The 22,410-nt window shown below is 36.9% G+C and carries 36 protein-coding genes, 1 pseudogene and 1 riboswitch; of the genes and pseudogenes, 13 read left to right on the forward strand and 24 right to left on the reverse strand.

The window, feature by feature from the left end; all coding sequences use genetic code 11:
- Positions 1-5 precede the first annotated feature (5 nt).
- Complete coding sequence (locus G4D76_RS05345) at positions 6-893, forward strand: fructose bisphosphate aldolase (protein WP_213810751.1); 888 nt, start codon at positions 6-8, stop codon at positions 891-893.
- 47 nt (positions 894-940) lie between these two features.
- Positions 941-1,492 carry a cysteine hydrolase family protein gene (locus tag G4D76_RS05350; protein ID WP_213810752.1) on the forward strand — a complete coding sequence of 184 codons (552 nt, stop codon included), beginning with the start codon at positions 941-943 and terminating at the stop codon, positions 1,490-1,492.
- A 373-nt stretch (positions 1,493-1,865) separates the two neighbouring features.
- Here G4D76_RS05350 and G4D76_RS05355 read toward each other — a convergent pair whose 3' ends face one another.
- On the reverse strand, positions 1,866-2,252 hold the full coding sequence (locus tag G4D76_RS05355) for a phospholipase D-like domain-containing protein (protein WP_213810753.1): 387 nt from the start codon (positions 2,250-2,252) through the stop codon (positions 1,866-1,868).
- Positions 2,215-3,309: a phospholipase D-like domain-containing protein gene (locus G4D76_RS05360; RefSeq protein ID WP_213810754.1), complete on the reverse strand. Its 1,095-nt coding sequence runs from the start codon at positions 3,307-3,309 to the stop codon at positions 2,215-2,217. The genes G4D76_RS05355 and G4D76_RS05360 overlap by 38 nt, the downstream gene beginning before the upstream one ends.
- 131 nt (positions 3,310-3,440) lie before the next feature.
- Between G4D76_RS05360 and G4D76_RS16715 the strand changes: the two genes are divergently transcribed.
- The 4 genes from G4D76_RS16715 (at position 3,441) to G4D76_RS05375 (ending at position 5,379) form a co-directional block, all read left to right on the forward strand.
- A complete protein-coding gene (locus tag G4D76_RS16715; RefSeq protein WP_371814603.1) occupies positions 3,441-3,599 on the forward strand; it encodes a hypothetical protein in 159 nt (52 codons plus the stop codon).
- Between the two features lie 2 nt (positions 3,600-3,601).
- A complete protein-coding gene (locus G4D76_RS05365; protein WP_371814656.1) occupies positions 3,602-4,117 on the forward strand; it encodes an RluA family pseudouridine synthase in 516 nt (171 codons plus the stop codon).
- On the forward strand, positions 4,104-4,877 hold the full coding sequence (locus G4D76_RS05370) for an NRDE family protein (protein WP_213810755.1): 774 nt from the start codon (positions 4,104-4,106) through the stop codon (positions 4,875-4,877). The genes G4D76_RS05365 and G4D76_RS05370 overlap by 14 nt, the downstream gene beginning before the upstream one ends.
- Positions 4,877-4,920: riboswitch (PreQ1 riboswitch) on the forward strand. Its footprint overlaps the gene before it by 1 nt.
- A 9-nt stretch (positions 4,921-4,929) precedes the next feature.
- Positions 4,930-5,379, forward strand: coding sequence for a QueT transporter family protein (locus G4D76_RS05375; RefSeq protein WP_026858563.1), 450 nt, complete (start codon positions 4,930-4,932; stop codon positions 5,377-5,379).
- 41 nt (positions 5,380-5,420) lie between these two features.
- On the opposite strand, the gene G4D76_RS05380 is transcribed toward G4D76_RS05375, so the two are convergent.
- The 3 genes from G4D76_RS05380 to G4D76_RS14750 all read right to left on the reverse strand — a co-directional run bounded on the left by G4D76_RS05380 (position 5,421) and on the right by G4D76_RS14750 (position 8,994).
- Entirely contained in the window at positions 5,421-6,692 is a 1,272-nt protein-coding gene (locus tag G4D76_RS05380) for a RidA family protein (protein ID WP_213810756.1), read from the reverse strand.
- A 1,339-nt stretch (positions 6,693-8,031) separates the two neighbouring features.
- Positions 8,032-8,430: an Abi family protein gene (locus G4D76_RS14745; RefSeq protein ID WP_371814657.1), complete on the reverse strand. Its 399-nt coding sequence runs from the start codon at positions 8,428-8,430 to the stop codon at positions 8,032-8,034.
- A gap of 165 nt (positions 8,431-8,595) precedes the next feature.
- Positions 8,596-8,994 carry an Abi family protein gene (locus G4D76_RS14750; protein ID WP_250130213.1) on the reverse strand — a complete coding sequence of 133 codons (399 nt, stop codon included), beginning with the start codon at positions 8,992-8,994 and terminating at the stop codon, positions 8,596-8,598.
- Between the two features lie 609 nt (positions 8,995-9,603).
- On the opposite strand from G4D76_RS14750, the gene G4D76_RS05390 reads away from it, so the two are divergent.
- The 4 genes from G4D76_RS05390 to G4D76_RS16725 all read left to right on the forward strand — a co-directional run bounded on the left by G4D76_RS05390 (position 9,604) and on the right by G4D76_RS16725 (position 10,839).
- Positions 9,604-9,810, forward strand: a complete 207-nt coding sequence (locus G4D76_RS05390; RefSeq protein WP_213810757.1) for a hypothetical protein — start codon at positions 9,604-9,606, stop codon at positions 9,808-9,810.
- 53 nt (positions 9,811-9,863) lie between these two features.
- Complete coding sequence (locus G4D76_RS05395; RefSeq protein ID WP_213810758.1) at positions 9,864-10,166, forward strand: hypothetical protein; 303 nt, start codon at positions 9,864-9,866, stop codon at positions 10,164-10,166.
- Positions 10,167-10,352: 186 nt separating this feature from the next.
- The gene (locus G4D76_RS16720; protein WP_371814604.1) at positions 10,353-10,541 is read left to right on the forward strand and encodes a hypothetical protein; all 189 of its coding nucleotides are present in this window, start codon (positions 10,353-10,355) and stop codon (positions 10,539-10,541) included.
- A gap of 85 nt (positions 10,542-10,626) precedes the next feature.
- Positions 10,627-10,839, forward strand: a complete 213-nt coding sequence (locus tag G4D76_RS16725; RefSeq protein WP_371814605.1) for a deoxynucleoside kinase — start codon at positions 10,627-10,629, stop codon at positions 10,837-10,839.
- A 139-nt stretch (positions 10,840-10,978) separates the two neighbouring features.
- Here the strand turns inward: G4D76_RS16725 and G4D76_RS05405 are convergent, their stop codons facing one another.
- Positions 10,979-11,269, reverse strand: a complete 291-nt coding sequence (locus tag G4D76_RS05405) for a YolD-like family protein (RefSeq protein ID WP_213810759.1) — start codon at positions 11,267-11,269, stop codon at positions 10,979-10,981.
- A gap of 88 nt (positions 11,270-11,357) precedes the next feature.
- Here G4D76_RS05405 and G4D76_RS05410 point away from each other — a divergent pair, with 88 nt between their 5' ends.
- On the forward strand, positions 11,358-12,017 hold the full coding sequence (locus G4D76_RS05410) for an SAV1803-related protein (protein ID WP_250130214.1): 660 nt from the start codon (positions 11,358-11,360) through the stop codon (positions 12,015-12,017).
- Between the two features lie 551 nt (positions 12,018-12,568).
- Here G4D76_RS05410 and G4D76_RS05415 read toward each other — a convergent pair.
- From G4D76_RS05415 to G4D76_RS05495, 18 genes are all read right to left on the reverse strand, one after another.
- Positions 12,569-13,045, reverse strand: coding sequence for an HK97 family phage prohead protease (locus G4D76_RS05415; RefSeq protein WP_213810760.1), 477 nt, complete (start codon positions 13,043-13,045; stop codon positions 12,569-12,571).
- Positions 13,046-13,047: 2 nt separating this feature from the next.
- A complete protein-coding gene (locus G4D76_RS05420) occupies positions 13,048-13,269 on the reverse strand; it encodes a hypothetical protein (protein ID WP_213810761.1) in 222 nt (73 codons plus the stop codon).
- 11 nt (positions 13,270-13,280) lie between these two features.
- On the reverse strand, positions 13,281-13,481 hold the full coding sequence (locus tag G4D76_RS05425; RefSeq protein WP_250130215.1) for a P27 family phage terminase small subunit: 201 nt from the start codon (positions 13,479-13,481) through the stop codon (positions 13,281-13,283).
- Positions 13,478-13,744, reverse strand: coding sequence for a hypothetical protein (locus G4D76_RS05430; protein WP_213810763.1), 267 nt, complete (start codon positions 13,742-13,744; stop codon positions 13,478-13,480). Before G4D76_RS05430 ends, G4D76_RS05425 begins: the two co-directional genes overlap by 4 nt.
- 143 nt (positions 13,745-13,887) lie before the next feature.
- Positions 13,888-14,295: a hypothetical protein gene (locus tag G4D76_RS05435; RefSeq protein ID WP_213810764.1), complete on the reverse strand. Its 408-nt coding sequence runs from the start codon at positions 14,293-14,295 to the stop codon at positions 13,888-13,890.
- 5 nt (positions 14,296-14,300) lie between these two features.
- The gene (locus G4D76_RS05440) at positions 14,301-14,519 is read right to left on the reverse strand and encodes a hypothetical protein (protein ID WP_213810765.1); all 219 of its coding nucleotides are present in this window, start codon (positions 14,517-14,519) and stop codon (positions 14,301-14,303) included.
- Positions 14,520-14,537: 18 nt separating this feature from the next.
- Positions 14,538-15,113, reverse strand: a complete 576-nt coding sequence (locus G4D76_RS05445) for a hypothetical protein (protein WP_213810766.1) — start codon at positions 15,111-15,113, stop codon at positions 14,538-14,540.
- 18 nt (positions 15,114-15,131) lie between these two features.
- Positions 15,132-15,707: a hypothetical protein gene (locus tag G4D76_RS05450; protein ID WP_213810767.1), complete on the reverse strand. Its 576-nt coding sequence runs from the start codon at positions 15,705-15,707 to the stop codon at positions 15,132-15,134.
- 59 nt (positions 15,708-15,766) lie between these two features.
- Complete coding sequence (locus G4D76_RS05455; RefSeq protein ID WP_213810768.1) at positions 15,767-16,057, reverse strand: hypothetical protein; 291 nt, start codon at positions 16,055-16,057, stop codon at positions 15,767-15,769.
- Between the two features lie 79 nt (positions 16,058-16,136).
- Complete coding sequence (locus G4D76_RS05460; protein ID WP_213810769.1) at positions 16,137-16,562, reverse strand: hypothetical protein; 426 nt, start codon at positions 16,560-16,562, stop codon at positions 16,137-16,139.
- 329 nt (positions 16,563-16,891) lie between these two features.
- The gene (locus G4D76_RS05465) at positions 16,892-18,100 is read right to left on the reverse strand and encodes a DUF927 domain-containing protein (protein WP_213810770.1); all 1,209 of its coding nucleotides are present in this window, start codon (positions 18,098-18,100) and stop codon (positions 16,892-16,894) included.
- Positions 18,060-19,337 (reverse strand): bifunctional DNA primase/polymerase, encoded by a 1,278-nt coding sequence (locus tag G4D76_RS15845; protein WP_213810771.1) that lies wholly within the window; start codon positions 19,335-19,337, stop codon positions 18,060-18,062. Before G4D76_RS15845 ends, G4D76_RS05465 begins: the two co-directional genes overlap by 41 nt.
- Complete coding sequence (locus tag G4D76_RS15850; protein ID WP_256440539.1) at positions 19,330-19,458, reverse strand: hypothetical protein; 129 nt, start codon at positions 19,456-19,458, stop codon at positions 19,330-19,332. Before G4D76_RS15850 ends, G4D76_RS15845 begins: the two co-directional genes overlap by 8 nt.
- Entirely contained in the window at positions 19,442-19,618 is a 177-nt protein-coding gene (locus G4D76_RS05475) for a hypothetical protein (RefSeq protein WP_213810772.1), read from the reverse strand. Before G4D76_RS05475 ends, G4D76_RS15850 begins: the two co-directional genes overlap by 17 nt.
- Complete coding sequence (locus tag G4D76_RS05480) at positions 19,605-19,871, reverse strand: hypothetical protein (RefSeq protein ID WP_213810773.1); 267 nt, start codon at positions 19,869-19,871, stop codon at positions 19,605-19,607. Before G4D76_RS05480 ends, G4D76_RS05475 begins: the two co-directional genes overlap by 14 nt.
- The gene (locus tag G4D76_RS05485) at positions 19,872-20,060 is read right to left on the reverse strand and encodes a hypothetical protein (protein ID WP_213810774.1); all 189 of its coding nucleotides are present in this window, start codon (positions 20,058-20,060) and stop codon (positions 19,872-19,874) included. It abuts the gene before it with no gap.
- A gap of 14 nt (positions 20,061-20,074) precedes the next feature.
- Positions 20,075-20,377 (reverse strand): helix-turn-helix domain-containing protein, encoded by a 303-nt coding sequence (locus G4D76_RS05490; protein WP_213810775.1) that lies wholly within the window; start codon positions 20,375-20,377, stop codon positions 20,075-20,077.
- Positions 20,355-20,588 (reverse strand): helix-turn-helix transcriptional regulator, encoded by a 234-nt coding sequence (locus tag G4D76_RS05495; protein WP_213810776.1) that lies wholly within the window; start codon positions 20,586-20,588, stop codon positions 20,355-20,357. The genes G4D76_RS05490 and G4D76_RS05495 overlap by 23 nt, the downstream gene beginning before the upstream one ends.
- 158 nt (positions 20,589-20,746) lie before the next feature.
- Here G4D76_RS05495 and G4D76_RS05500 point away from each other — a divergent pair, with 158 nt between their 5' ends.
- Both G4D76_RS05500 and G4D76_RS05505 read left to right on the forward strand, forming a co-directional pair.
- Positions 20,747-21,220 carry a helix-turn-helix domain-containing protein gene (locus tag G4D76_RS05500; protein WP_213810777.1) on the forward strand — a complete coding sequence of 158 codons (474 nt, stop codon included), beginning with the start codon at positions 20,747-20,749 and terminating at the stop codon, positions 21,218-21,220.
- Between the two features lie 60 nt (positions 21,221-21,280).
- A pseudogene (locus tag G4D76_RS05505) lies at positions 21,281-22,407 on the forward strand (tyrosine-type recombinase/integrase).
- The last annotated feature ends 3 nt before the right edge of the window (positions 22,408-22,410 follow it).

The raw sequence follows: 22,410 nt of genomic DNA on the forward strand, positions 1-22,410 counted from the left end.
TTTTAATGAATCAAGAGCAACTTGATAAAGTAAAACAAGGTCATGGTTTTATTGCCGCACTTGACCAAAGTGGCGGAAGTACGCCAAAAGCTTTAAAAGCATATGGTGTTAATGAAGATCAGTATACTAATGATGAGATGTTCGATATGGTACATGAAATGCGTTCACGTATCATTACTTCACCTTCTTTCACTTCTGATAAAGTACTTGGTGCAATCCTTTTCGAACAGACAATGGACCGCGAAGTTGAAGGACAGTACACTGGCAACTATTTAGCTGACAAAGGCATCGTGCCATTCTTAAAAGTCGACAAAGGACTTGCAGATTTAGAAAACGGTGTGCAGCTGATGAAACCTATGCCGGATCTTGAGGATTTATTAGCACGTGCAAACGACCGTCATATCTTTGGAACGAAAATGCGTTCAAACGTACTTTCAGCTAACAAAGAAGGCATCACTGCAGTTGTAGAACAGCAGTTTGAAGTCGGGAAACAGATTATCGCTGCAGGTCTTGTACCTATCATCGAACCTGAAGTAAGCATCAATGCTGAGGATAAAGAAGCAATCGAAGAAATCTTAAGAGATGCTATTTTAGAAGAACTAAACGGCCTCGCTGAAGATGAGCTTGTAATGCTGAAGCTGACAATTCCTACTGTACCTAACCTGTACAAAGAACTTGTGGATCATCCGAATGTCATTCGTGTTGTTGCACTTTCAGGCGGCTACACAAGAACTGAAGCTAACAACTTATTAAAAGAAAATGACGGCATTATCGCGAGCTTCTCACGCGCACTGTCAAGCGACTTAAATGCATCACAATCTGCTGAAGAATTTGACAGCAGCTTAGCTGAAGCAATCGACTCTATCTTCGATGCATCAGTAAACAAAAAATAAGAATACTAAAGACAATGGCATGCCATTGTCTTTTTTATAAGGGGAGAATGATTATGAAAGCACTGCTTAATATCGACTACACATATGACTTTGTTGCTCCGGACGGCAAATTAACAGCCGGTGAACCTGCCGAAAAGCTGCATGACTATATCGTGAACATTACGCGCGAATTTATCGTTAAGGGGGATTATACGATTTTCGCAATTGATGCCCACGAAGAAAACGACCCGTATCATCCTGAAACAAAGCTGTTTCCGCCGCATAATATTATTGGTACCGGTGGCCGCGACTTATACGGTGAGCTAGAAGCACTGTATAAGGAGCATTCAGATAGTGAAAATGTCTATTACACAAATAAAACCCGCTATTCCGCTTTTGCAGGAACTGATGTTGAACAGCGCTTAAGAGCCAGAGAAATTAAAGAAATTCATTTAATCGGCGTGTGTACGGATATTTGCATTCTGCATACAGCAATCGATGCGTACAATAAAGGCTTCGATATTGTGATTCATAAAAACGGTGTCTCAAGCTTTAACCTGGACGCTCATGAAGTCGCCCTTGGCCACTTTGAAAATTCGCTTGGTGCAAAAATTATATAATTTTGAGTGAGGCCGGGGTTGGTGAATTCCCGGCTTTTTTGTGTCTTACTCGGGAATGACGGAGCTTCATTGCGGAGCAAGCGGCTTTACTCGGGAATGACAGTGCTTCATTGCGGAGCAAACGGCTTTACTCGGGAATGACGGAGCTTCATTGCGGAGCAAACAGCTTTTCTCGAGAATGACAGCGTCTCATTGCGGAGCAAACGGCTTTACTCGGGAATGACAGTGCTTCATTGCGGAGCAAACAGCTTTACTCGGGAATGACGGAGCTTCATTGCGGAGCAAGCGGCTTTACTCGGGAATGACAGCATCTCATTGCGGAGCAAAATTTAACTCATAAAAAAACAGACACCCAGTGGAGTGCCTGCTCAAATTAAAACGTCGAGAGCCCAGTAAATTCCTGTACTCTGTACAGTATTGTTTTCAATAGCGATTCTTCCGCTTCTTCGTCGTAATCCAGCGTATATTCTGCACCTTCATTCGTCCATAATCTGTTGTAATAACCCGTAACTTCTCCTGCAAACTCACTGTCTGCCGGTGCTGTAATCAGCACGTTTGTTTCCAGATTATAGTCATCGAGATTCCGACTCGTAAAGTTAGCAGAGCCGCCGTTAAATATAACTTCACCGGCAGTTTCCAGCATTATAAATTTCGCATGATACTGTTCCCCGCTCGATTTATACCAGCGAATATCCGCCGGTGTTTCGTGACTCATCAGTTCATCAGCCACCGGCCGGTTCGGTACGCGCGTTTTTCTCATTCCCGAATGCATCCTGGTTAATATCGAGAATCATGTTCATTTCTGCACCGCGGTCGAGTGCTTCTTTAAAGGCGTTCACGACTTCTCTATCTGATAAATAAAATAGTCCGACAGAGAGTGTATCCCCTTCCCCTGCCTTATTGACCATGTGGATTATATTATCTTTAATTTTCTTCTCGGTAATCAGCTGTACGGTATACTCCCCTTCATCTTCTTCAGTTTTTGCAGGAAGTTTATCGGCAAAGTCACTGAAGACTCTCGTATTTCCTCCGCTGAAGTTCACGACTGCCCGTTCACTTTCCAGCATGTCGTAAAGTATATCCCCACTTAGTTTCACAGCAATATTAGAATGATGAACACTTGCGTCATGCGGGTTTGCCGACGTAATCAGGCCATTCTTTTCATTAATAATTACTTTTCTATGATTGGCTTTAAAGTTCAGCATCGATAAATAAGACCGTATATTTACTTCCGGACCCTGAGGTCTTAATGCATTGACCAGCCACTGATCTTCAGACGTTCCGAGCCACTGGAAATATGTTCTGTAAAAACCGGAATACAAGGGATTCGAATCCCGCAACTTAGTTAAGTCGGTAAAAATTACTTCTATGCCCGCTTCCTTTAGTTCATTAATATGAGGCGGTGTATACGTATCATAGAAAGTATTGATACTATCCGTAATAAAAATAATATCCATTTCCGGATTTTCTGCCTTTTTAGCTGTTAATTTATCTGTTAAATTTTGCGATAGTGGCGGGAAGTCGAGCGTGTCATGATTGTAATCATCATTAAATAAAAACATATCGAGGACTAGAAACTCTTCCGCTTCGTCAATCATCGTATAAATCTCTTCAAAAACTTCCTGTTCCTCAGTAATTCCCTTATTATTATCTGTATATGTAAGGTCGTATAAAAACTCTGCATCATCTGTCTGATATTCTTCGGACTCGTAAGATACCCCCGAAGGCACTGGAACAAAATAGCGCACACCGGCGACAATTAGAGGTATAAGTATTAAAGCGGCAATAATAATTAAAAATAAATAACGTTTTCTCATTATTCACCTCTATGATTAATAGTATGATTTTACACTTATATCCATTCTATCAAATAAACATTGCGAAAGTGATAAGATATTTACTGTATAGATGGTATAATATAACTTACGAATTTTAAGGAGTGAAATGCGTGAATATTAATCTATTGTACGAAGACAACCATTTACTCATTGTCGATAAGCCGGTTAACATCCCTGTCCAGGAAGACAGTTCAGAAGATAAAGACTTATTAACTATGTTAAAGGAATATATTAAGAGAAATACAATAAACCCGGAGCGGTTTATTTAGGGCTGGTACACAGATTAGACCGTCCAGTCGGCGGTGCTGTAGTATTTGCTAAAACGTCAAAAGCAGCTGCAAGATTATCAAACGAAATAAGATTACAAAACTTTGACCGTCAGTATCATGCGGTTGTAGAAAACCATCTGGAACAGAAAAAAGGTACTTTAACGAACCATTTATTTAAAGACGAAAAGAAAAATATTTCCAAAGTGGTTCATAAAAACCACCGCGGTTCAAAAATGGCTAAGCTGGACTATGAAATGGTAGCTGAAAATAATAATTATTCACTGGTAAAAGTAAAACTTCACACAGGACGTTCACATCAAATCCGTGTACAGCTGTCTCATTTCGGTCACCCGCTGTTTGGCGATCAGAAATATAACAAGAGTGCTAAAGTCGGTCAGCAGATTGCACTTTACTCGACTTACCTGCGTATTAAACATCCTACGAAAGATGAATACGTAGAAGTATTCTGCAAGCCGCCGGAAACATTCCCGTGGAGTGATTTTGATGTGTCTTATTAATTTTAATATCGGTTCGCACCAAAAATATAAAATGGTGCTTGCAGCTAACCGCGACGAGTTTTATTCCCGTCCGACTGCATCCATGCATTACTCGGATGATCATCAGAATATTTTAGGCGGCCGTGATTTAAAAGCAAAAGGCACCTGGCTCGCTGTGTCAAAATCGGGTAAAATAGGTGCATTGACTAATATCCGAACGCCCGAAGAAATGACTATGGAAGCTAAAAAATCGCGTGGTGAACTCGTCGTTAATTATTTGCTTTCAAAAGATAATCCTGAAGATTACTTAAAGAATCTTGCTGCCTCGAGCAGTGACTATGCAGGATTTAATCTGCTCGCCGGGAATCCTGATGAGCTTTATTACATGAATAACTACGACAACAATGTCTCACGTATCGACGACGGTACTCATGGTTTATCGAATGAATATCTCGATACGCCGTGGCCGAAAGTCGTGATTGGAAAAGCCAAATTAGATGAAGTATTATCTGAAGAGGACGTAGATGTTGACGCCTTGTTCAACCTGCTCCGCATCGACTCACAAGCAGCAGAGGACATCGTACAAAAGACCGGAGTCGATTTCGACCTGGAAAAGAAATTATCGCCGCTGTTTATCGATATTCCTGATTTTGATTATGGAACGCGATGTTCTACTGTTGTCCTGGTCGATCATCAGGATAATATTACGCTGATTGAGCGCACATTTAAAAATGGTGTCGAAACCGGTGAAATATCAGAAACGATATCAGTCAATAAATAAAAAAACAGGTTCGCAAACTCCCTGTCAAAAAAACTAAGGAGAATTATGCAATATGAATGTTAAAGACATGGCTGTTAATGCCGTCTTAGCGGCAATTTATGTCGCACTTACTGTGATTAACCCTATTGGCACAGGCGCTATTCAATTCAGAATAAGTGAAATGCTGTGTGTTATTCCATTTTTCAACCGTAAATATATCGCAGGTATGATTCTTGGAGTCGGTATCGCAAATGTTTTCTCAAGCCTCGGCCTAATCGACGTTTTCGTCGGTGTAACTATATCCGTAATCGCTTATTCATTAAGCTACTTTATAAAAAACGTCTGGGTAAATGCACTTCAGTACAGCGTGCTTGCAGGACTGTTAGTCGGACTGGCACTGTATTTAGTACTCGGTCTGCCATACTGGTTCAGTGCAGCAACAGTTGGACTGTCGACGCTGATTACTACATTTATCGGCACGTTTATATTTAAAAAAATCGGCCATCGAATATTGCCGGAATAAAAAATGCCTCCATTAATATGGAGGCATTTTTGTGTCTTATTTTATTTAGTTTCCGGTGGTGTGCCTTCAGCGTTGCCCGCAATTGCGTCAATCTGAATTAGAGCATCTTCCTGTAAAGCTGAAACGCCGACTACTCTTCTTGCAGGTGTGCCTTCAGGGAAGAATCCTGCGTAAACTTCGTTTACAGCATCCATATCTGCAAGGTCTTTAACGAAGATATTTACTTTAACCATATCTTCCATTACGTGGTCAACGCTTTCGATAACCGCTTTAATGTTAGTTAAAACCTGTTTAGTCTGTTCTTTAATTCCGCCTTCAACTAATTTACCAGTTTTAGGGTCGATTGGCAGTTGAGCTGACAGGTGGTTGTAGTGTGAGAATGCTACAGTTTGTGTAGATAAGCTGTCAACCGGTGCATTTTCTGTGTTGTGTGCTTTGATTACAATACCGTGTCTGTCTTCGATAGCCTGTGGCGGCGTACCGTCTCCGTGTGATACTACTGCTTCGATTTGTACTGATGCACCCATCTGCAGGTCTGCCGCTTCGATAACAGTACGCGCCGGTACATATGCAACAGTTCTTGCAATTGCAGAATCCGGGAAGAATGTTGAGTAAACTTCGTTTACTGCGTCCATATCTGCAAGGTCTTTTACGAAAATATTAATTTTAACAATGTCATCCAATGGAACATCGATGCCAGCTAAAATTGCTTTAATATTTTTTAAGCTCTGTGCAGTTTCTGCTTTTACTCCGCCTGTAACGATTCTGCCTGTTGCAGGATCAATTGGCAGCTGAGCTGTAATGTTGTTGTAGTGTGAGAATGCAACAGTCTGTGAAGATAAAGCATTTGCCGGTGCATTCGCAGTATGGTTTGTTAATTTAATTAAATCGCCAGCCTGCGGCGCATTAGGAATTGTACCTACACCATGTGATACAAGTGCTTCAACTTGAACTTCAGCATCCATCGGTAAAGCATTAACCGCTACATTCGTACGAGCTGGTACGTATGTCGGGAAGAATGTGTGGAACACTTCGTTTACAGCCTCTACATCCTGGATGTCTGTAACGAAAACAGTGATTCTTACGATATCGCTCATTACGTGGCCGAAGTTTTTAAGAATTGCTTCGATATTTTTAAAGCTTTGTTCAGCCTGCGCTTTAACGCCGCCTTCTACTAATTTGCCAGTTGCCGGATCGATTGGCAGCTGTGCTGATAAATTGCTGTAATGTGAAAACGCTGCTGACTGAGAAGACTGGTCAAACTTCGGTGCGTTATCCGTATTAGTTGGTGCTACTGCATTATATTCACTCATAAATAATTATGCTCCTTTAAAGTTAGGTTTATTTGAAATAGATAATTAACAGATTTTATTGCTCATCCTGCTATTAAAAGGAAAGGGTAAAACATAAAGGGAATAAAATTATGTCAGTTTCAAAGTTTTTATTCTTATATTTCCTCTTCCTTGTCGTATATATTTCACTAACCACTTTACATCAGTAACAAATAAATAGATTTGTCAGATAACACATTTTCACCTGCTCATATTATTGTTTCCTACAATAATAGAGTTTTAAAAAGGTCTTCCCGAGGTTTAGTAACCTCATGGAAGACCTTCTTTAAACATATTAAGTTACAAATGGACTAACTATTATTAAATATAGACCACTTACCAATCGTTTTATTTTTACATCATGCCCGGCATTCCGCCATACATAAAATCAGTTAAAACAGATGATTGAAATACTGTTATATCAACGTTTTTTAAATTAATCAATTTATTAAAAACACCTAAAAAGTGTACTGAGTGGCACAAAACTGGCACAGATAATGGTATAATATAGGTAGCTAGAAAAGCTATATAGCTAGCTTACTTGCTTCTTCTTTTAATTGCATTTTAATTCTTCAATTGAATTTAAGACCATGGAAGGGTACAACACGTATACCCTTCTTTTTTTATGCAATTTAACAGGGTAGGTACTCGTTTAGCTCCCTGGAACCAAACGACAAGTAGTATACTACCCCTGCAATCTATAATTTATGCCCTCATTACCACACATCCCACTAAACGACAAATAAAGCCGATACAGCGTATTTAACAGCTTTAGGATTCATTCCCTTAGTTACTTGTTAAACGTTGCTCTATCAGCTTGTATGGCGGTCACTTTTTACAATATTACACTTTTTGACCCTGGCAATCATGGTAATGGCTCGATTTTCTTCATTATTGTATTGTTGATTATAAGATCCCTTTATATTTAATCAATTGAAGTTATTATAAGTGCGCTATATGCCTATAATATTTCTACGCCATGCGCAGCTGTTCCGTAGAATCGCCCCGAAAGTTCCCTGAGGAATATAGTTTTATTATCAATAAATTCATCCCTCAGAAGTTGCATACTATAATGTGTTGTTATTTATCCTTAAAACTCTCAATAAATATTATAAATTATAATTGATTCTTTTCAATTTCATGTAAAGATCTTATAAGATCAAAATTAATTCCAATATCTTTTTTAACCTTATTAATATTTATAGTATTTATTTTTTTATCCAGTGAGTTAAGTTCTTTTTCTATTTGGTCAATAAACCTTTCTCTTCGTGGCTCGTTGTAAAATATCATTAAACTAAAAATTAGAGGGTACAGCTTTCGATTAACATTTTTCTAATATCTTTTGATAGCTTTTAAGACTAGCGCTTCTATTACTAGGATCTTTATAGTGCGGTATACTTTTGCCATAGTTCATAAAATAATCATCTATACGGTACGAATGAGGTGTACAAATAAAACGTTCATTATGAGCACAAATATTCCTGTATAAAGAGAGTATTCCCAAAATGACGTACATATTTTTTATATCGATTTCACTACTATTATGCTTAATGCCAAGCTTATCTAATGCTTTAAATGCCACTTCTTCATTTAAAATCACAAATAAATTACTAATATTACCGAAAGTTAATATATTGGTAAGTATCCAAAAAGGTACGTAACCATGACCTAACTCATAAGATTTAATAGATTCTTTTTTGTTTTTTGTTCGGATATAGATTTAGTGACTATATTTTGAAATTCTCTATGTATCTTCAAACGATCTAAATATCTATACTCACTTTCATGAGTGAAATTAGTTCTTACTGGAGATTTCTCATCTTCTTCAAATCTAGTTTCGTTATGTATTATCTTTTTATTGGTCTTAGACACGTAATAAACGTTCTTATATTATAATATTTTTGCTTTGTGTATTCAAATTGCTTATGTAAATTTTCATTCTCAAAATGCTCATAAAAGATTGCACTATAGCATGTTTTACTTTATCCTCGATAGTCAATAATTCTTTTAAAAATAATGATCTCAGGGTATTATCAAATTTTAATACTGCGTGTAATTCACTTGGTTTTGTACCTGTTAAGAAAATGTCACCTTTATCTTTATTTGCTTCTTTTCCCATTTCAAATCTATCTAAAAATAAATGTTTATATCCATTAATTAGATTATAATAGTTGTTCTCTTTTAAAATTCTAATTTCTCTTGATGCATTTTTTCTTATACTCATATTCCGTGATTTTAATAGTTCTATTCTTTCTTCAAATCTAGTATAAATTTTCTCATCCAAATTTAAATCACTCCAATATATAAAAAAAGGGGCCATGTGGGTACTACCCATTGGCCCAATAGATCATTAAATGATACTTCTATAATTATTATAGCATATTCAATTTTATGTAATATTGACAAATAAAACACAATATGTTGTGTTTTAATTTTATTAACTTACTACATGTATTGTTTTATTAGATGAAATCACATTTACACTTGTCAAGCCTTTTTTTAAAAAAACTATATAACATACTCCAACTAATTAGTGTGAATATACACAAATTGTGACGAATCTATTCTACGATCTTTACATGCGTTGTGAGCCTCTTCATATTTTCTAGCCAAACACCCTAGTATATGTTAAAACAACGCTCTCAGGTGTAGGTATGGCGGTCAATTTTTACAACGAACAGATTTATCCTGTTATTCCTATCATAATAAGTACTATAATCTAGACAATCTAAAATAATATCATAAATCCATATCTGAGTATCAAAATAAAAAGCGTATTTATTATAGAATCTTATTTTCTTATCAATTATATTGTATAGAGTTTGTAGTAAGTATTTTACAAATCTGCTATATTTAATTAGATAACTAAATGAAAATTAAGGGGAAGATGTGAATGAAAAGATTATTACTAGGAACTGTATTATCCACAGCATTATTACTTGCAGCGTGTGGCGGAGAAACAGAAGAAGATACATCAGCAGAAGAAACAGATACGGAGACTACCGAAACGGCTGCAGAAAAAGCTGAAGATACTGCTGCGGTTGAAACAGAAGAAGAGACTGAAGAAGTTGAAGAAGAGCCGAAAACAGAAGGTGTGTAGAAACTGTTAAAGAAGTTGAGCCCGGTGAAACGACTCAAATTGAGAATGTTAATTTGACTGTTAATAAAGCTCAAATCAATCGTGTTGAAGTTAATGAAGAATTAGCCATATTCTTAGATGGCTACGAAGTCGGAGACAAAGTTGATAATTTAGTAATTGAGTACACAGTAGAAAATACAACGGAAGCACCAAGAGATTTCTTTTTAGATCAGTCTGTTGTAGTTACTTCCACAGGACAACAAATTGAACCTGACATGTTCCTAGCTGAAAATATTACGGCTTCTATGCTAGGCGCTATTGAGTACACGGGTACTGTTCCTTACATTATGGACGAAAGGCGCAGGAGACGACATTGAATGGATAGATATTAATATCCCTGCAATGCTTGATGGAGAATCATACGACCGTGCAGAGAAGAAACTAAAGTAAAGTAAGAATTGAATTTTAAACAAAAACAAACCGCCTTTCTACATTGTAGCCGGCAGGTTGTATAATTACTTGCATGATAAGAAGAAACTCTCTAAAAAATAGGAGGATTATATGTGAAGAATTTAGGTACTTTATATTTCTTTTCAGGAAAAATGGTGCAGGAAAAGCACGAAAGCGAAACAATTAAAAAAGAAAAAAATGCCGTATTATTATCAGAAGATGAATGGCTTGAAAACTTATATCCAAATCAATTAAAACTTTTAAAGATTATCAAAATTTTTCAGAACAAATCAAACCCCTAATAAAAAACCATATTCAAAATATATTAACTGTAGGTTCAAATGTCGTTATGGATTTTCCAGGTAATACTTTAAATCAAAGGAATGGTTGCTAAATATCGCAAATGAAATTAGTGCAGAACATGGACTCATATATCTAAATATTGATAACGAAAAATGCTTAGAACGAATTGAGCAAAGACAAAGAGAAGAACCACAAAGAAACAATTTTGACACAGAAGACACTTTTAATTATGTAACAGCTTTCTTTGAGGAGCCTAGAGCAACAGAAGGATTAACAATATTAGAAATTAAAAATTAATAATATTTTAATTCAATTTCATTTTAGTGTGAACCAATAGAATAATATGTAAAGGAGCGTCTTATTATAGATCCTTTTTAATTTACACCTAAATAATCATACTCATCCACTCCGTATACATGCTTAAACATTACTGTAATTACACTACCCTCTTTAAGCACCGTAACGACACTGCTCCACTCATCCACATTACAATGGTACATTCTATTATAAATTCATGCCCCGACTGCCAGTAGCGCAGTATGACGTTACACCCGACCAGTTCACGCAACTTCAGCTCAAGCTCCTGCTGCAGATCAGTATTTAAATTCGGCTTAGGCACATGCGTATTGTTTTCGTGTAAAGTTCGCACATTCTCGTATTGTTCTGGCATTGTGGCGAATGGTGCCCACTTAATCATGCCGCGACCTTGGGGGATGTTTATGTTCATTTATACCACCTCTTGACTCCAATTATACGAACATACGTTCTGCTTGTAAAGGTGATATACTAGAATAAATTATGATGATAGGAGAATTATGGAAGTTTCCCGTAAAGTTGTGGAACTAGATAATCACTCTGATAGATTAAATGGGTACCTATTATTGTTGGGTCTTACCTACTATGAAGCAGTAAAATATCTACTGGCGAAATACGGTCCTGCTACCAACGACTATTTTAACGAAAAATCATACTCTCGCTTTTTAAGAGGAGAAATTAAAAGTATCACCAGGAGGAAATATCAAAGGACTTTTGAAGGATTGTATTGTCATCATATAGATGAAAACAAATTTGAAAACTTGTCTAACTTTGATTATATAAAAAAGTATCGCTACCCTTTTTTCTATCATAAAAAAGAAAGATTGGTATATTGCGATCTGTTTGAACATCTAATATTACACACGTTAATTGCTGAAGAAACAAATACAGAATTCGGTCTATCCGGATATATAGTTTTTTTATTTCCAATGGCTGGTGAGTGGTATATAGATGAATTGGATCCTAAACCTGAATGGATGAAGATTTGTAAAGAAAGGTCCTATCTAAATCCGAAAGAAACTAAGATAATACTAAGAAAAATGGACGAAATCATAGCAAAAACTCCTAAAAATTATGAAAAAAGAACATACAGTCTCATGGATTTACGCAAAAGATTAAATTTGAATATGACTATTAATAAAACTTCCAATCTAGAATGAAAATTATGAAAAAGGAAATGCAAACAAATTATTATAAGTTAAAACATAAAAAAGGTCAATTATGCAAGAAATGCAAAAAGATTTAATAATAAAAAAAGAAAATAGTTTTTAAAAAATGTATCCTTCATTCAAACATTATAAGATTTCAATTAATGAATCTAGACAATCAATTTTAAATTATTTATTCGCCTTTAAATATAAAGATATTGTTAAATCTAAAAAGGAACTAAGATCTTTAAAGAGAGATACCTCTAAATATGAGTTGCTAAACGAGTTACACCCTTTGTTAAAAGAAAAATCTTAATGTTTATCTTTAATAAAAAATCATGAACAATAATAAATAAAAGTACCCCTCTTACCGGCACCTATTCCAGTTAGAAGGGTACATTTGTAGTGGAATTATTTAATTCACTCACATATTACCCTATAATAAAACCACTCAGCATATACTGAGCGGTTCGCAAATTTTAATAGGTAGAGTTTAAAGGCGACTGTTTTGTCTGGATATCTAGTTTTATTATATCATTTTTTCACCATTCAGTCTTGATAAATCACATCAATTCGAGTTCTAATTTTAACCTTTCTCTTTCGGATGCATACTCATCGTCCGTCATCTCACTCAAGCCCTTTGAGTCATCGATGAGCTTGATACTAGAGTACTTGCCATTAGCTGCACTCGTGATAATAATACCCCGGACTTTTACCACTCGCGTTACATATTTAATCCCTGCTCTGATAACTGTTTCAGTGTCAGCGAACACTTCGACACCTAAAGTATTACCAACTCGAATATTTTCTAATACGTCTCTGCTATAAGTTAATCCATTAGACAAGAAGGTAGTAAATTTCAATCCTTTGTCATCGACTTCTACTGAAAGTGACTCAGCTTCAACTGTGCTGATTGGATTATTTTTCCCGTCCGTTACTTTAACTGAGGATAAGTCTACATTATCGAGGCAGCCTTTCTCGTAGATTGTCCCTTCACTATCAGCCACATCATATAAAATTGCATAACCGGATGCTTTCATGTTTACCAACTCCTTATATAATCATTTATACTTTTTACCACTTCATCAACACTCTTTTTAAACTCCTCATTATCTGTGCAATGAGTTTTTAAATATTGAGCATGAGAGAATAACTTACCAATATGCTTATCGTTTTCGACCACTTCATCGGTTAATCCATCACATCGATTAAAAATTTCCATCTCCATACCTGTTCGCAGGTATTCCTGATAAGTCATTCCCATGTGTCACACTCCTATTCATTAAACATTTCTTTAAACGGATCGTGCTTTTGTTCTTCTTTTTTCGGTGTCATTATCTTCAGTCGGCTGTCGATTGTCATACCCAACTTTTGAGCAATACTAGCCATAGAAGCATGAGCATCTCTTTGAATCGCAATTAAAGGATTCTGTCTCGCACCGTGGGCCGTAGTAATCACGAAGTCTTGATGCTTCATCTGCGCAGTCGCTTGCATCCAGTTTGAATAGAACTGACATAAGAAGATACTTGAGCATAGTCTAGGGCTGCGATAGGCAGCTCCTGAAGCAACGGGACAATCCGTCTATACTCTGCTTGTGCAATGTCATCTAAATGCTCTGGCGGCTCTGTATCGATTGATTTAAGCTCTGTCATACGTTGTTCTGTATCTTTACGAACTTCAATTTCTTTTAATGTGCGATGTCCTAAAGTGTTATCAATTAATTTTCGCGGTCTTCCCATTATTTATCACTCCTTTCTTAAAAGTCTTTCGGTTTCCGTGATATCCAGCTTATTTTTGGGAGATTTCCTCTAAGAAGAGGATACAGTCGGATTTCTCAGGCTCAACCATCAGGGGCATTGAGTGCCTGGGGGCTTCAAACATTTTATTTTCTCTCAGCAATCTTTCTTAACTCGTTTAGTGTCTTGTCTGTTTCCGTTTCTAACACTGTCATTCTGATTGACGGTCTTTCTGTTTTCAGTCCCCAGTACATATGCACGGATTTGTTCAATCTATCTACTTTATGCAGCTGCTTAAGTTCTGTTTTTACATCTCGATATTCATTATCTAATATGTTCTGAATTTCTTTCAGATGCTTATTTAATCGTTTTGAAATATCTTTATCCTTTTTAATCGCTTCATCTTTTAATTTAGAAATGTATTCTTGTTCATCTTCATCAATAGATTTTTGATCAATCGTTGTTGCGATTCTTTGTTCAACTTCATCCATCTGTTCGGAAGCTTTATCATGACGGCGCACTGTATTCTCGTAGGCCGAGCGCATATCATTCATCACTCTTAGGTCTGATGATAGTCCTCTTCATATCCACCCAAGCAGTATTTGTTTATTCTCAGTGCGTCATACTCTTCACGTTTCTTTCTAACCGTTGCCATGTACTCAATCCAAAGGTCATGCAACTCAACTGTCAATGTATCGTGTAGTCGTTCCTCAATGTCCTTGTAGTTAAAACTCTTCTCATCTTCTCTTTTAAATGCCGGTACTTTTGCAAACATCATATTCATCCATCTCCTTATTTAATAGTTTATTAATTGTTGTAGTTGTTCTAGTAATCGAGCGGATACAGCACGGGGATCTTTCGTGTTATGCATCCCTTTGTCTGCATAGTTCGTCACACTGTAATGTAATTTGTTCGGTAATCCTACACGTGAGCCAGTCGTTAAATTCACTGCGCTATTCACCTGCACTCTGCATTTGACTACCTTCGCTTGATGCTCCATTACCTTCTTATACTGTTCGGCTACATCGTCCAGCATACCTATCAATACATCGTATTCTTTATTAACATTCTGATGGCCTGCCTTTATCTCCTGCTCACTAACCTCTTGCAGTTCCCGGATGACTTCCGAAGGGATTATAAAATCTTTTGTGTCATGCTTTTTTAAAAACTCATCAAGTTCTTTCTGAACCTCATCGAGATTTCGTTTAGATTCCTGACGTGTTGCATAATCATCAGACTGATTGACTTCGTAGTATTCTTTGCGCAGTACATTGTACTTCTCGTTCAACTCTTTATATTCTTTGTAGTATGCGGTTTTTCCATTAATCCGTTGTACTACTTCATTCTCAAAAATTTCATCTACTGATCTCATATAAAGTCATCTCCTAATTTAAATTATTGCAGGTAGTTCTTTCTTGCCAGGCACATTCCACCTTCGTTTTAACTTCTCTCTCTTACGTTGTAGCTCCCGAGCCTTCCGCTCTGTTTCCATCCGCTGATATTTCTCAGCAACTTTATTACGTTTCTTACGCTCAGCACATTCAACCTGATAAAGTGTTCGCTTTAATTCTTCAATTGAATCAAGCTTTAATTCTTCCCCGCGCATCTGCGCTTTGAAGTACCTGTTTAAATCGTCGAGAGCGCACCGCTGCCAGTCCTGCGTGTGCTTGTAGAGTATTTGTCTATGTTCACGATACTCACGCTCTAAGCGGTCTATCTGCTCGCCAATCCCGATAAGATGCTCCCCGATGTTTTCAACGCTCATACTTGCGTTCCTTATACCTATCACTGAATCAAAGTCTGTTGTACCTGCTGATTTGTAATATAAATCTTGCTTATCTTCATGAAGTTCCTGCATCTTCCACTTATAAAAAAATGGATTATAGAAACACAACATTTCATAACTGCTTAGTGTTTCCGCAAGTTCACCCAACTGATTAGAATTGTTACGCTTAAAATGATTCAATTCGGACACCCCTCGTGTTATAATTATTGTATTAATGAAAAATGTCCGAACCAATCAGGTTACTTATAAAATTTGTTAATGCTGCGTTGAGATACGTTAAACTTGTAATTAACACTGTCCTCATCACCTGACCATTTAAAACCTGCCGAAATCAAAGCGCCTTTTATAGCACCATTTGGGATATAGAATCCATTCTCTGACTTCTCGAACAAATGTTTAATTGAATACGAATCTACGTTCTGATTAATCGTCTTAGTCTTTTCTAGATTGCCACACCACTCGAGCAGTTGTCCCTGCTCTTTTTTTGTGAGTTCATTGAACTCGAACGGACTATTTAGTCTGCTGTACATTTTTCACCTCTCAATCCTAGTCACAGCTCGTTAATGTGGTTTGACGGTTTGGAAGACCTCCCACAAGGTTTAAGTAGTATTAGATCCAGTCATTCCAACTGGTGTTGATGTCTTTGCTCTTTAAGTTGTTACGTGTAAAGAAATTATCGATGCGCTTTGAGTAATTCTTATTTTGATTTTTTAATCTCGTCAAACTTATTTTTGTAAAATTCGCTTCACGACTGGTATTCACTTTATAACCAAGTAACAGCATTGCTGTGAGTGCATCAGTTCCGCCAATGTAGAAAAACTTATCTTCAAAATCTGTCTTCTCTATCCAGTTCATCTTTTGCTTAGTCGGAATCAAGTTACTGTAGTACTCGATAATGTACTCTCGACCAATCGGTGTATACCTCATAAAACTGTCCACGATCTCTTTTGCGGATAGTCCATGCAGGGAATTTATACCATTCTTTTTAAGTAGCTGTGCGATTGTCACTTTTAATTTTTCATCTTCATTTATCATTTGTATGCTCCTTCTTAATAAATACCACAGTACACCACACCTAATATCACTAATATCACTAATATCACTATTGTGTGATGCTCTCAAAGCGTTGGTACGACTGACTTCTTTAAAGAAATACCACGATTACCACGATTACCACACCTTTTTTAGAGTGCCTGTATATACATAAAAGGATTGGCGGAAAGTGAACAAAAATTAAATTCTCTTATATACCTTATTTTAACTGTGGTAACTGTGGTAACTGTGGTGTAAGTGCTGTAAACCCTTATATATCAACGTTTCTTAAATCACGATTAGTGTGATTTGCACCACGATTACCACGATTGTTAGTTCGTTAACGCAAATGGCTGACCATCTCTTTCTAATTCTCCGGTAAATAAATCAAAGCCGAGTTCTTCTACTGCTTCACGTTTAATGGCATACATCATATGTTTTTTACTTCTGACATAGACTGATTTTTGCGCCCTGTCTTTATCGTGTAGTAGGAAACCGCGCTCTTTCCAATCTTTTATTAATGAATTGACCTCATGGCCGTATTCTCTATTAAGGTAACTCGGCGATATACCAATCATGTCTGTTCTAATCGCGCCTATAACCTCGCCACGGTACACCTCTCTGTGGTCAGTAATCAGTGATGATCTATTCGTATCAAAAGTTGACAGTATCGATTCCAGGGCTTGTTTAGGCTTATCAATGGCCTTGTTGCTTTTCCGCATATCTTCATATATAAATTGGCAAGTCTGCAGATGATTCGTTTCAAAACCTTCAATGTCTGACAGTATTTTACCGGCAAGCTGTATGATAGAAAATGACCGCCCCAATCGCTGCAGCACATCGTTTCCATCTGCTCTTTTGCTGTATTCGAGTTCGTACTGATTAAATAACTTGTGGTAATCAGCCTTATTGCTTTCGTATTGTTCATAAAATGCAACAGACAAAGTACCATAATATTTATCAATTTGGTCATACATCTTAGTGAAGTCCATTTTTTTAAACGGTGGCTGCTCGATGGTAATCGCCCTAGCTCCTGCACCACCTTTATTTTCGGTAAACGTAGCGATTGAGTTCTCGCCGGTAGATAGCAGTACATTCCGCCATGTCAGCATTTTATCTATGCCAGTAATATTCCCACGGCCGCGGCTCTGACCGTTTGAAAAGTTATATATAAAGTTCGTTAGATCCTTAGTGTTACCTTTCTGCGTATCATCAACGAACAACGGGAATGAGTTCAATAGTGCTGCTCTGCGCTCGATATTTACGACTGTAGTATCCCAAGAGATAACCAAATCACGATGATAGCCATATATGCTCGATGCCATTTTAAGCAGCCCTGTTTTACCTGTAGAAGTCTTGTCATTTATATCCACGATAATCGGCTCTGCATTGAACTTCTCGAACAAAATTGATGATAGGCTCGCGTAGAAGTAAAATAAAGCAACCGTATTACCTTTCAGCATCGAAAAGACATTCTCACGATATTCTTCAAGCGTTCCCTTAGTTCGTTGATTCGATGATTTTTTTGTAGCCATCATCATTTAAGATGATTTCATAATCGTTTTTCTTTTCAGGGTGTATGAAGTGGCCATTAACATGGCCTAACCGTGTAACAGCTTTTTTAATCGGCGGAACGTTGTAACTCATGTAAATATCGAGATAAGATATTATTTCAGCACGATTCGTTGAGTTGATAGAATAACCGCGCCTGGAGAGTTCCATAATTTCTCGAGTATCCATAAACACGTTTGCACTTTCTATGACTGTACTTTTTGTTTCTCGTTTTAAATTATCGAACTGGACTTTGTAATATTCGTAGTCGTTTTCAATATCCTTTAAAATATTTGTGATTCGCGGAATATCCCGACTAACACGAACAGGAATAACTTCCACATTATCTCCTGATCCTTTAGTTATTTCTTTGTACAATTCATTTTTATAAATCATGTAAGGCTTCGGAATGTCGTCAAAGTCTTCATTAATCTTGATGTTATACTTAGGTTTATTCACTTCTCTGTTCGGCTTGCTTAAAACACTGTCTATAGTCGCCTGCAGCGCTTTTAAATCATTTTTTGAAGTATAGGGTACATTGCACATATAAGTGGCTAGTAGATGGCCTACAGCCGTCACATATTGAGTGCGTGTATCATCTTTGTAGAAGTTTTTCACTTCAAATAACCAACTATTGAATGTGTCATTTCTCGCGCCGTCGTGTATCGGGAATATCGGAAGAAACTTCATATTGTCATGATGCTTCTTCATCGCATGTAAAAACGGTGGCACTTCGGATAACTCTTTATCTGTTTTGTAAGCAAAGTATCTGCCATCTGTATTTTCAGTTGGATATACGATGTAACCTTTATCCTTAACGCGGTAATCAGAAATAACTCCTAACGGTGTAACTTGCTTCGCATTATTTACAAAGTCATCTGTATGCTTAAACATGAATTGATAGCCATTCGGTGTATGAATAGCATGAAAGTTATATTCTTCTGCTTTAAGCAATTCAAGCAGCAACTTACCGACCTTATGGCCGTCCTGGATAATCTCGCCTGTTTCCTTGTTTACAATCTGATCTATATCAATGACAGTCGTATTTTTAATTACTAACCCAAGCCATTGATTATTATCAATACACTGCTCGTATTCATCCTCTGAAACACCAGGGTGGTTAGGCCAATCCCTAACCGCCGGTGTCTTAGCATTTTGGTAATCATCATTATTTTTATATCCCTTTAACGGGAACAGAATTTTTTCTTCCTTAATTGTTCTATTCAATATTTTCCCCCTCCATGTTGTCTTTCAGCTCGTGAACATGTACAATTGAAGTACAAAGTTTTTCTAAATGAACGTTTCTCGCGCCGTCTGCAAACGGTGCTTTTTTATGCTCTTTTTTCACTTCTCATGACACTATCCAGGTAACCTGCGACTATAAATAACAGTGCGCCCAGGAAGAACATAGCGTAAACAAAACTCATGATATTCCACATCGTTATAAACACGATAACTGCCCCGGTACAATACACAAGCTCCGGTATCAATGATTTAATTAGGTTCATCAGTTTCCGCCTCCTCTGCACTGTCATAAAGATGTACTGCTGCTTTTTCAAGGTCATTTACCATGCTTTGATTTAGCTCGAAAACAGTTTCAAGCGCACGTGTTAAATATGCGTACTGAACAAGTACATCATCAGTGGTCATGTCTTTCTTTGAACTATCCGCAAAATCTATCATGTGATTCTGCAGCTCGATTGTCTTAATGGATCTGCTGACGATTTCCGCCATTTCTAGTGCCTGCTCTTTATTAGTCATTTATAATTCCTCCAGTTGAATTGTTTTTTTCATTTTAAGAACGAACTCCAATGTGTCTAGTGCATTAATAATTTGATGTGCCGTTTCCGCTGATACTTCCATAGCTTCATGGTCTTTCTTGTAATCTTCCATCATGTCTGAGATTGCTGATAAAGCAACTTCAAGTCCTGCGTTAAAATCTTTATTCATTTTGATTACCTCCATTATTTTTTTAGTCTTTCAAAAAACTTTAAATCATTGTTTCCAATAGTCATGCTCTGAGTAATCTCATCTAAGAACTGATCTACTTCATCGCGCTTAAACAAATATTTTGAGCCGACTTTGTAGAACTTCATGCCATTCTTAATTAGACGGTCCTCAATAACAGGCTTAGAAATATTAAGATATTCCGCCAGTTCGTTATACGTTAAGAAGTATTTCTCTTTCGCCAATTCCTCAACGCGTTCATTAATTGCGGCTTCCATCATCTGCTTTGCTGTTGCTTCATCTATTTTTAATTGGAACATTGTCTGGTTCCCCCTCTCTTATTGTCATGAATGGATACAACTCTTCAACAGTAGTACCTAGCGCATTTGCTACTTTAAAAGCATTTAATAAGCTCGGTCTTTTAACGCCTCTTTCAAAATAAGAAATTGAAGCAATGCTAAGTTTTACAGTTGAAGCTAATTCCTTTTGAGTAATGCCTTTTTCAACTCTGAACTCTTTTATTCTATTCACATCATTCCACCACCTTTTCTAATTAACCTTTTAGTTAACATTAACTATATAGTTAATATAAACTGTATCTCTTCTAAAGTCAAATAGAAAATAACCAAAAGGTTAATATTTAATGTTATTATAGAATTATACGAAAAAATAAGTATGGGGGTGTCCCAATGGACCCAGTAAGTTTCGGAGAACAACTCAGAGAAATACGCTTAAGAAAAGATTTATCTTTAAAAGACTTAGCAGAACGAATAGGTTACTCACAGCCTTATATATCCATGTTAGAAAATGGTAAGAAAGGTATTCCCAAACCGGAAACGCTCCAAAAAATAGCTGATGGCTTAGATGTCGACCCTGTTCATATTATGTTTATAGCCGGTTATCCAATATCAAATGAGGGCGCTTATACTGATTCTATGCTCAAGGCTTTTGGTGCTACCGATGAGGAATATCAAAAGCTTGTTAACAGCAGCTTGGTTGGTGGCAAAAAAAGTCCTAATGCAGTTATGGAAACTGTAAGCACTAAAAACAATTTATATACACTTTTGAATAGTGATGAGGAAGTTTATTATAAATCTCACTTATTAACTGAAGAACATAAGAAGTTTATTATTGAAGTATTAAATTGGACGACTAGGAAGTGATTAAATGGCAAGCTATTCAAACCGCGGCACAAAAGAAAGCCTAACTGGCAGTACCGTGTCATTGTTGGTAAAGATCCGATAACTGGAAAATATAAACGTGTAAGTAAGTCAGGATTCCGCAGTAAAAAAGATGCTGAACATGCGGCCGATATATTAGAAAGACAAGTAGACAACGGGGAATACCTTGAACCGGTGAAAATGACGTTCAGTAAGCTTGTATCACAATGGATTGACCATTACAGTGTAGATGCTAAAGAAAGCAGCGTCCGCGCCCGTCAGAAGGCTGTAAACGTGGCTATAAATGAGTTCGGGGAATATCAGTTATATCAGATTACTAAAAATGTGTATCAGACATTCATTGATAATATGAGTAAAAAATACAGTAAGAATTATGTAGACAGCATACACTCGTCCAGTGACATGGCTTTCCAGTATGCTAAAGAGATGCAATATATTAAAGAAGTCCCGTCAGAGGGTGTTAAACGACCGAAAAAGCGCAAGACTGTTGAAGAATTAGAAAATGAAAATATTCAGAACAGTTTTTAGAGAAACATGAATTAATGACATTCCTGTCAGTCGCTAAAGAACATGGTCTTGATAATGACTTTGTTCTATTTACGCTGCTTGCATATTCCGGTTGCAGAATTGGGGAGCTGCAGGCGCTCAAATGGTCTGATATTGATTTTGAAGAACATACCATCAGAATTACCAAAACATATTACAATCCCAATAATAATAAGCGCAGCTATAAACTGACACCACCGAAAACAGATTCGTCCATCAGAACGATTAGTATAGATCCGACTGTAATTAAGTTGCTCCAGGACCATGAGACGGTTCAAGATGAATTGAAGCAGATTAATCATGAGTTCTATATTGATAATAATTTTGTCTTTACAGGTAATGAAGGCTATCCGATGGTATATCGTACTATAGCAAATAGAATGATACGGCTGATGGCCATGACAGGTATTAAAAAGCACATCACACCGCACTCATTTAGGCATACTCATACATCATTATTGATTGAGGCTAACGTACACATCAAAGAGATACAAGAACGCTTAGGCCATGCTGATATAGCTACCACAATGAACATTTATGCAGCAATGACAAAAGACATGAAAAAAGAAGCCTCCACAAGGTTTAGTAACCTCATGAAAGACTTCTCTAAAATATTGGACTAGGAG

Origin of the sequence: Jeotgalicoccus sp. WY2, assembly GCF_018437745.1 — a bacterium.
GTDB classification, from domain to species: domain Bacteria; phylum Bacillota; class Bacilli; order Staphylococcales; family Salinicoccaceae; genus Jeotgalicoccus; species Jeotgalicoccus psychrophilus.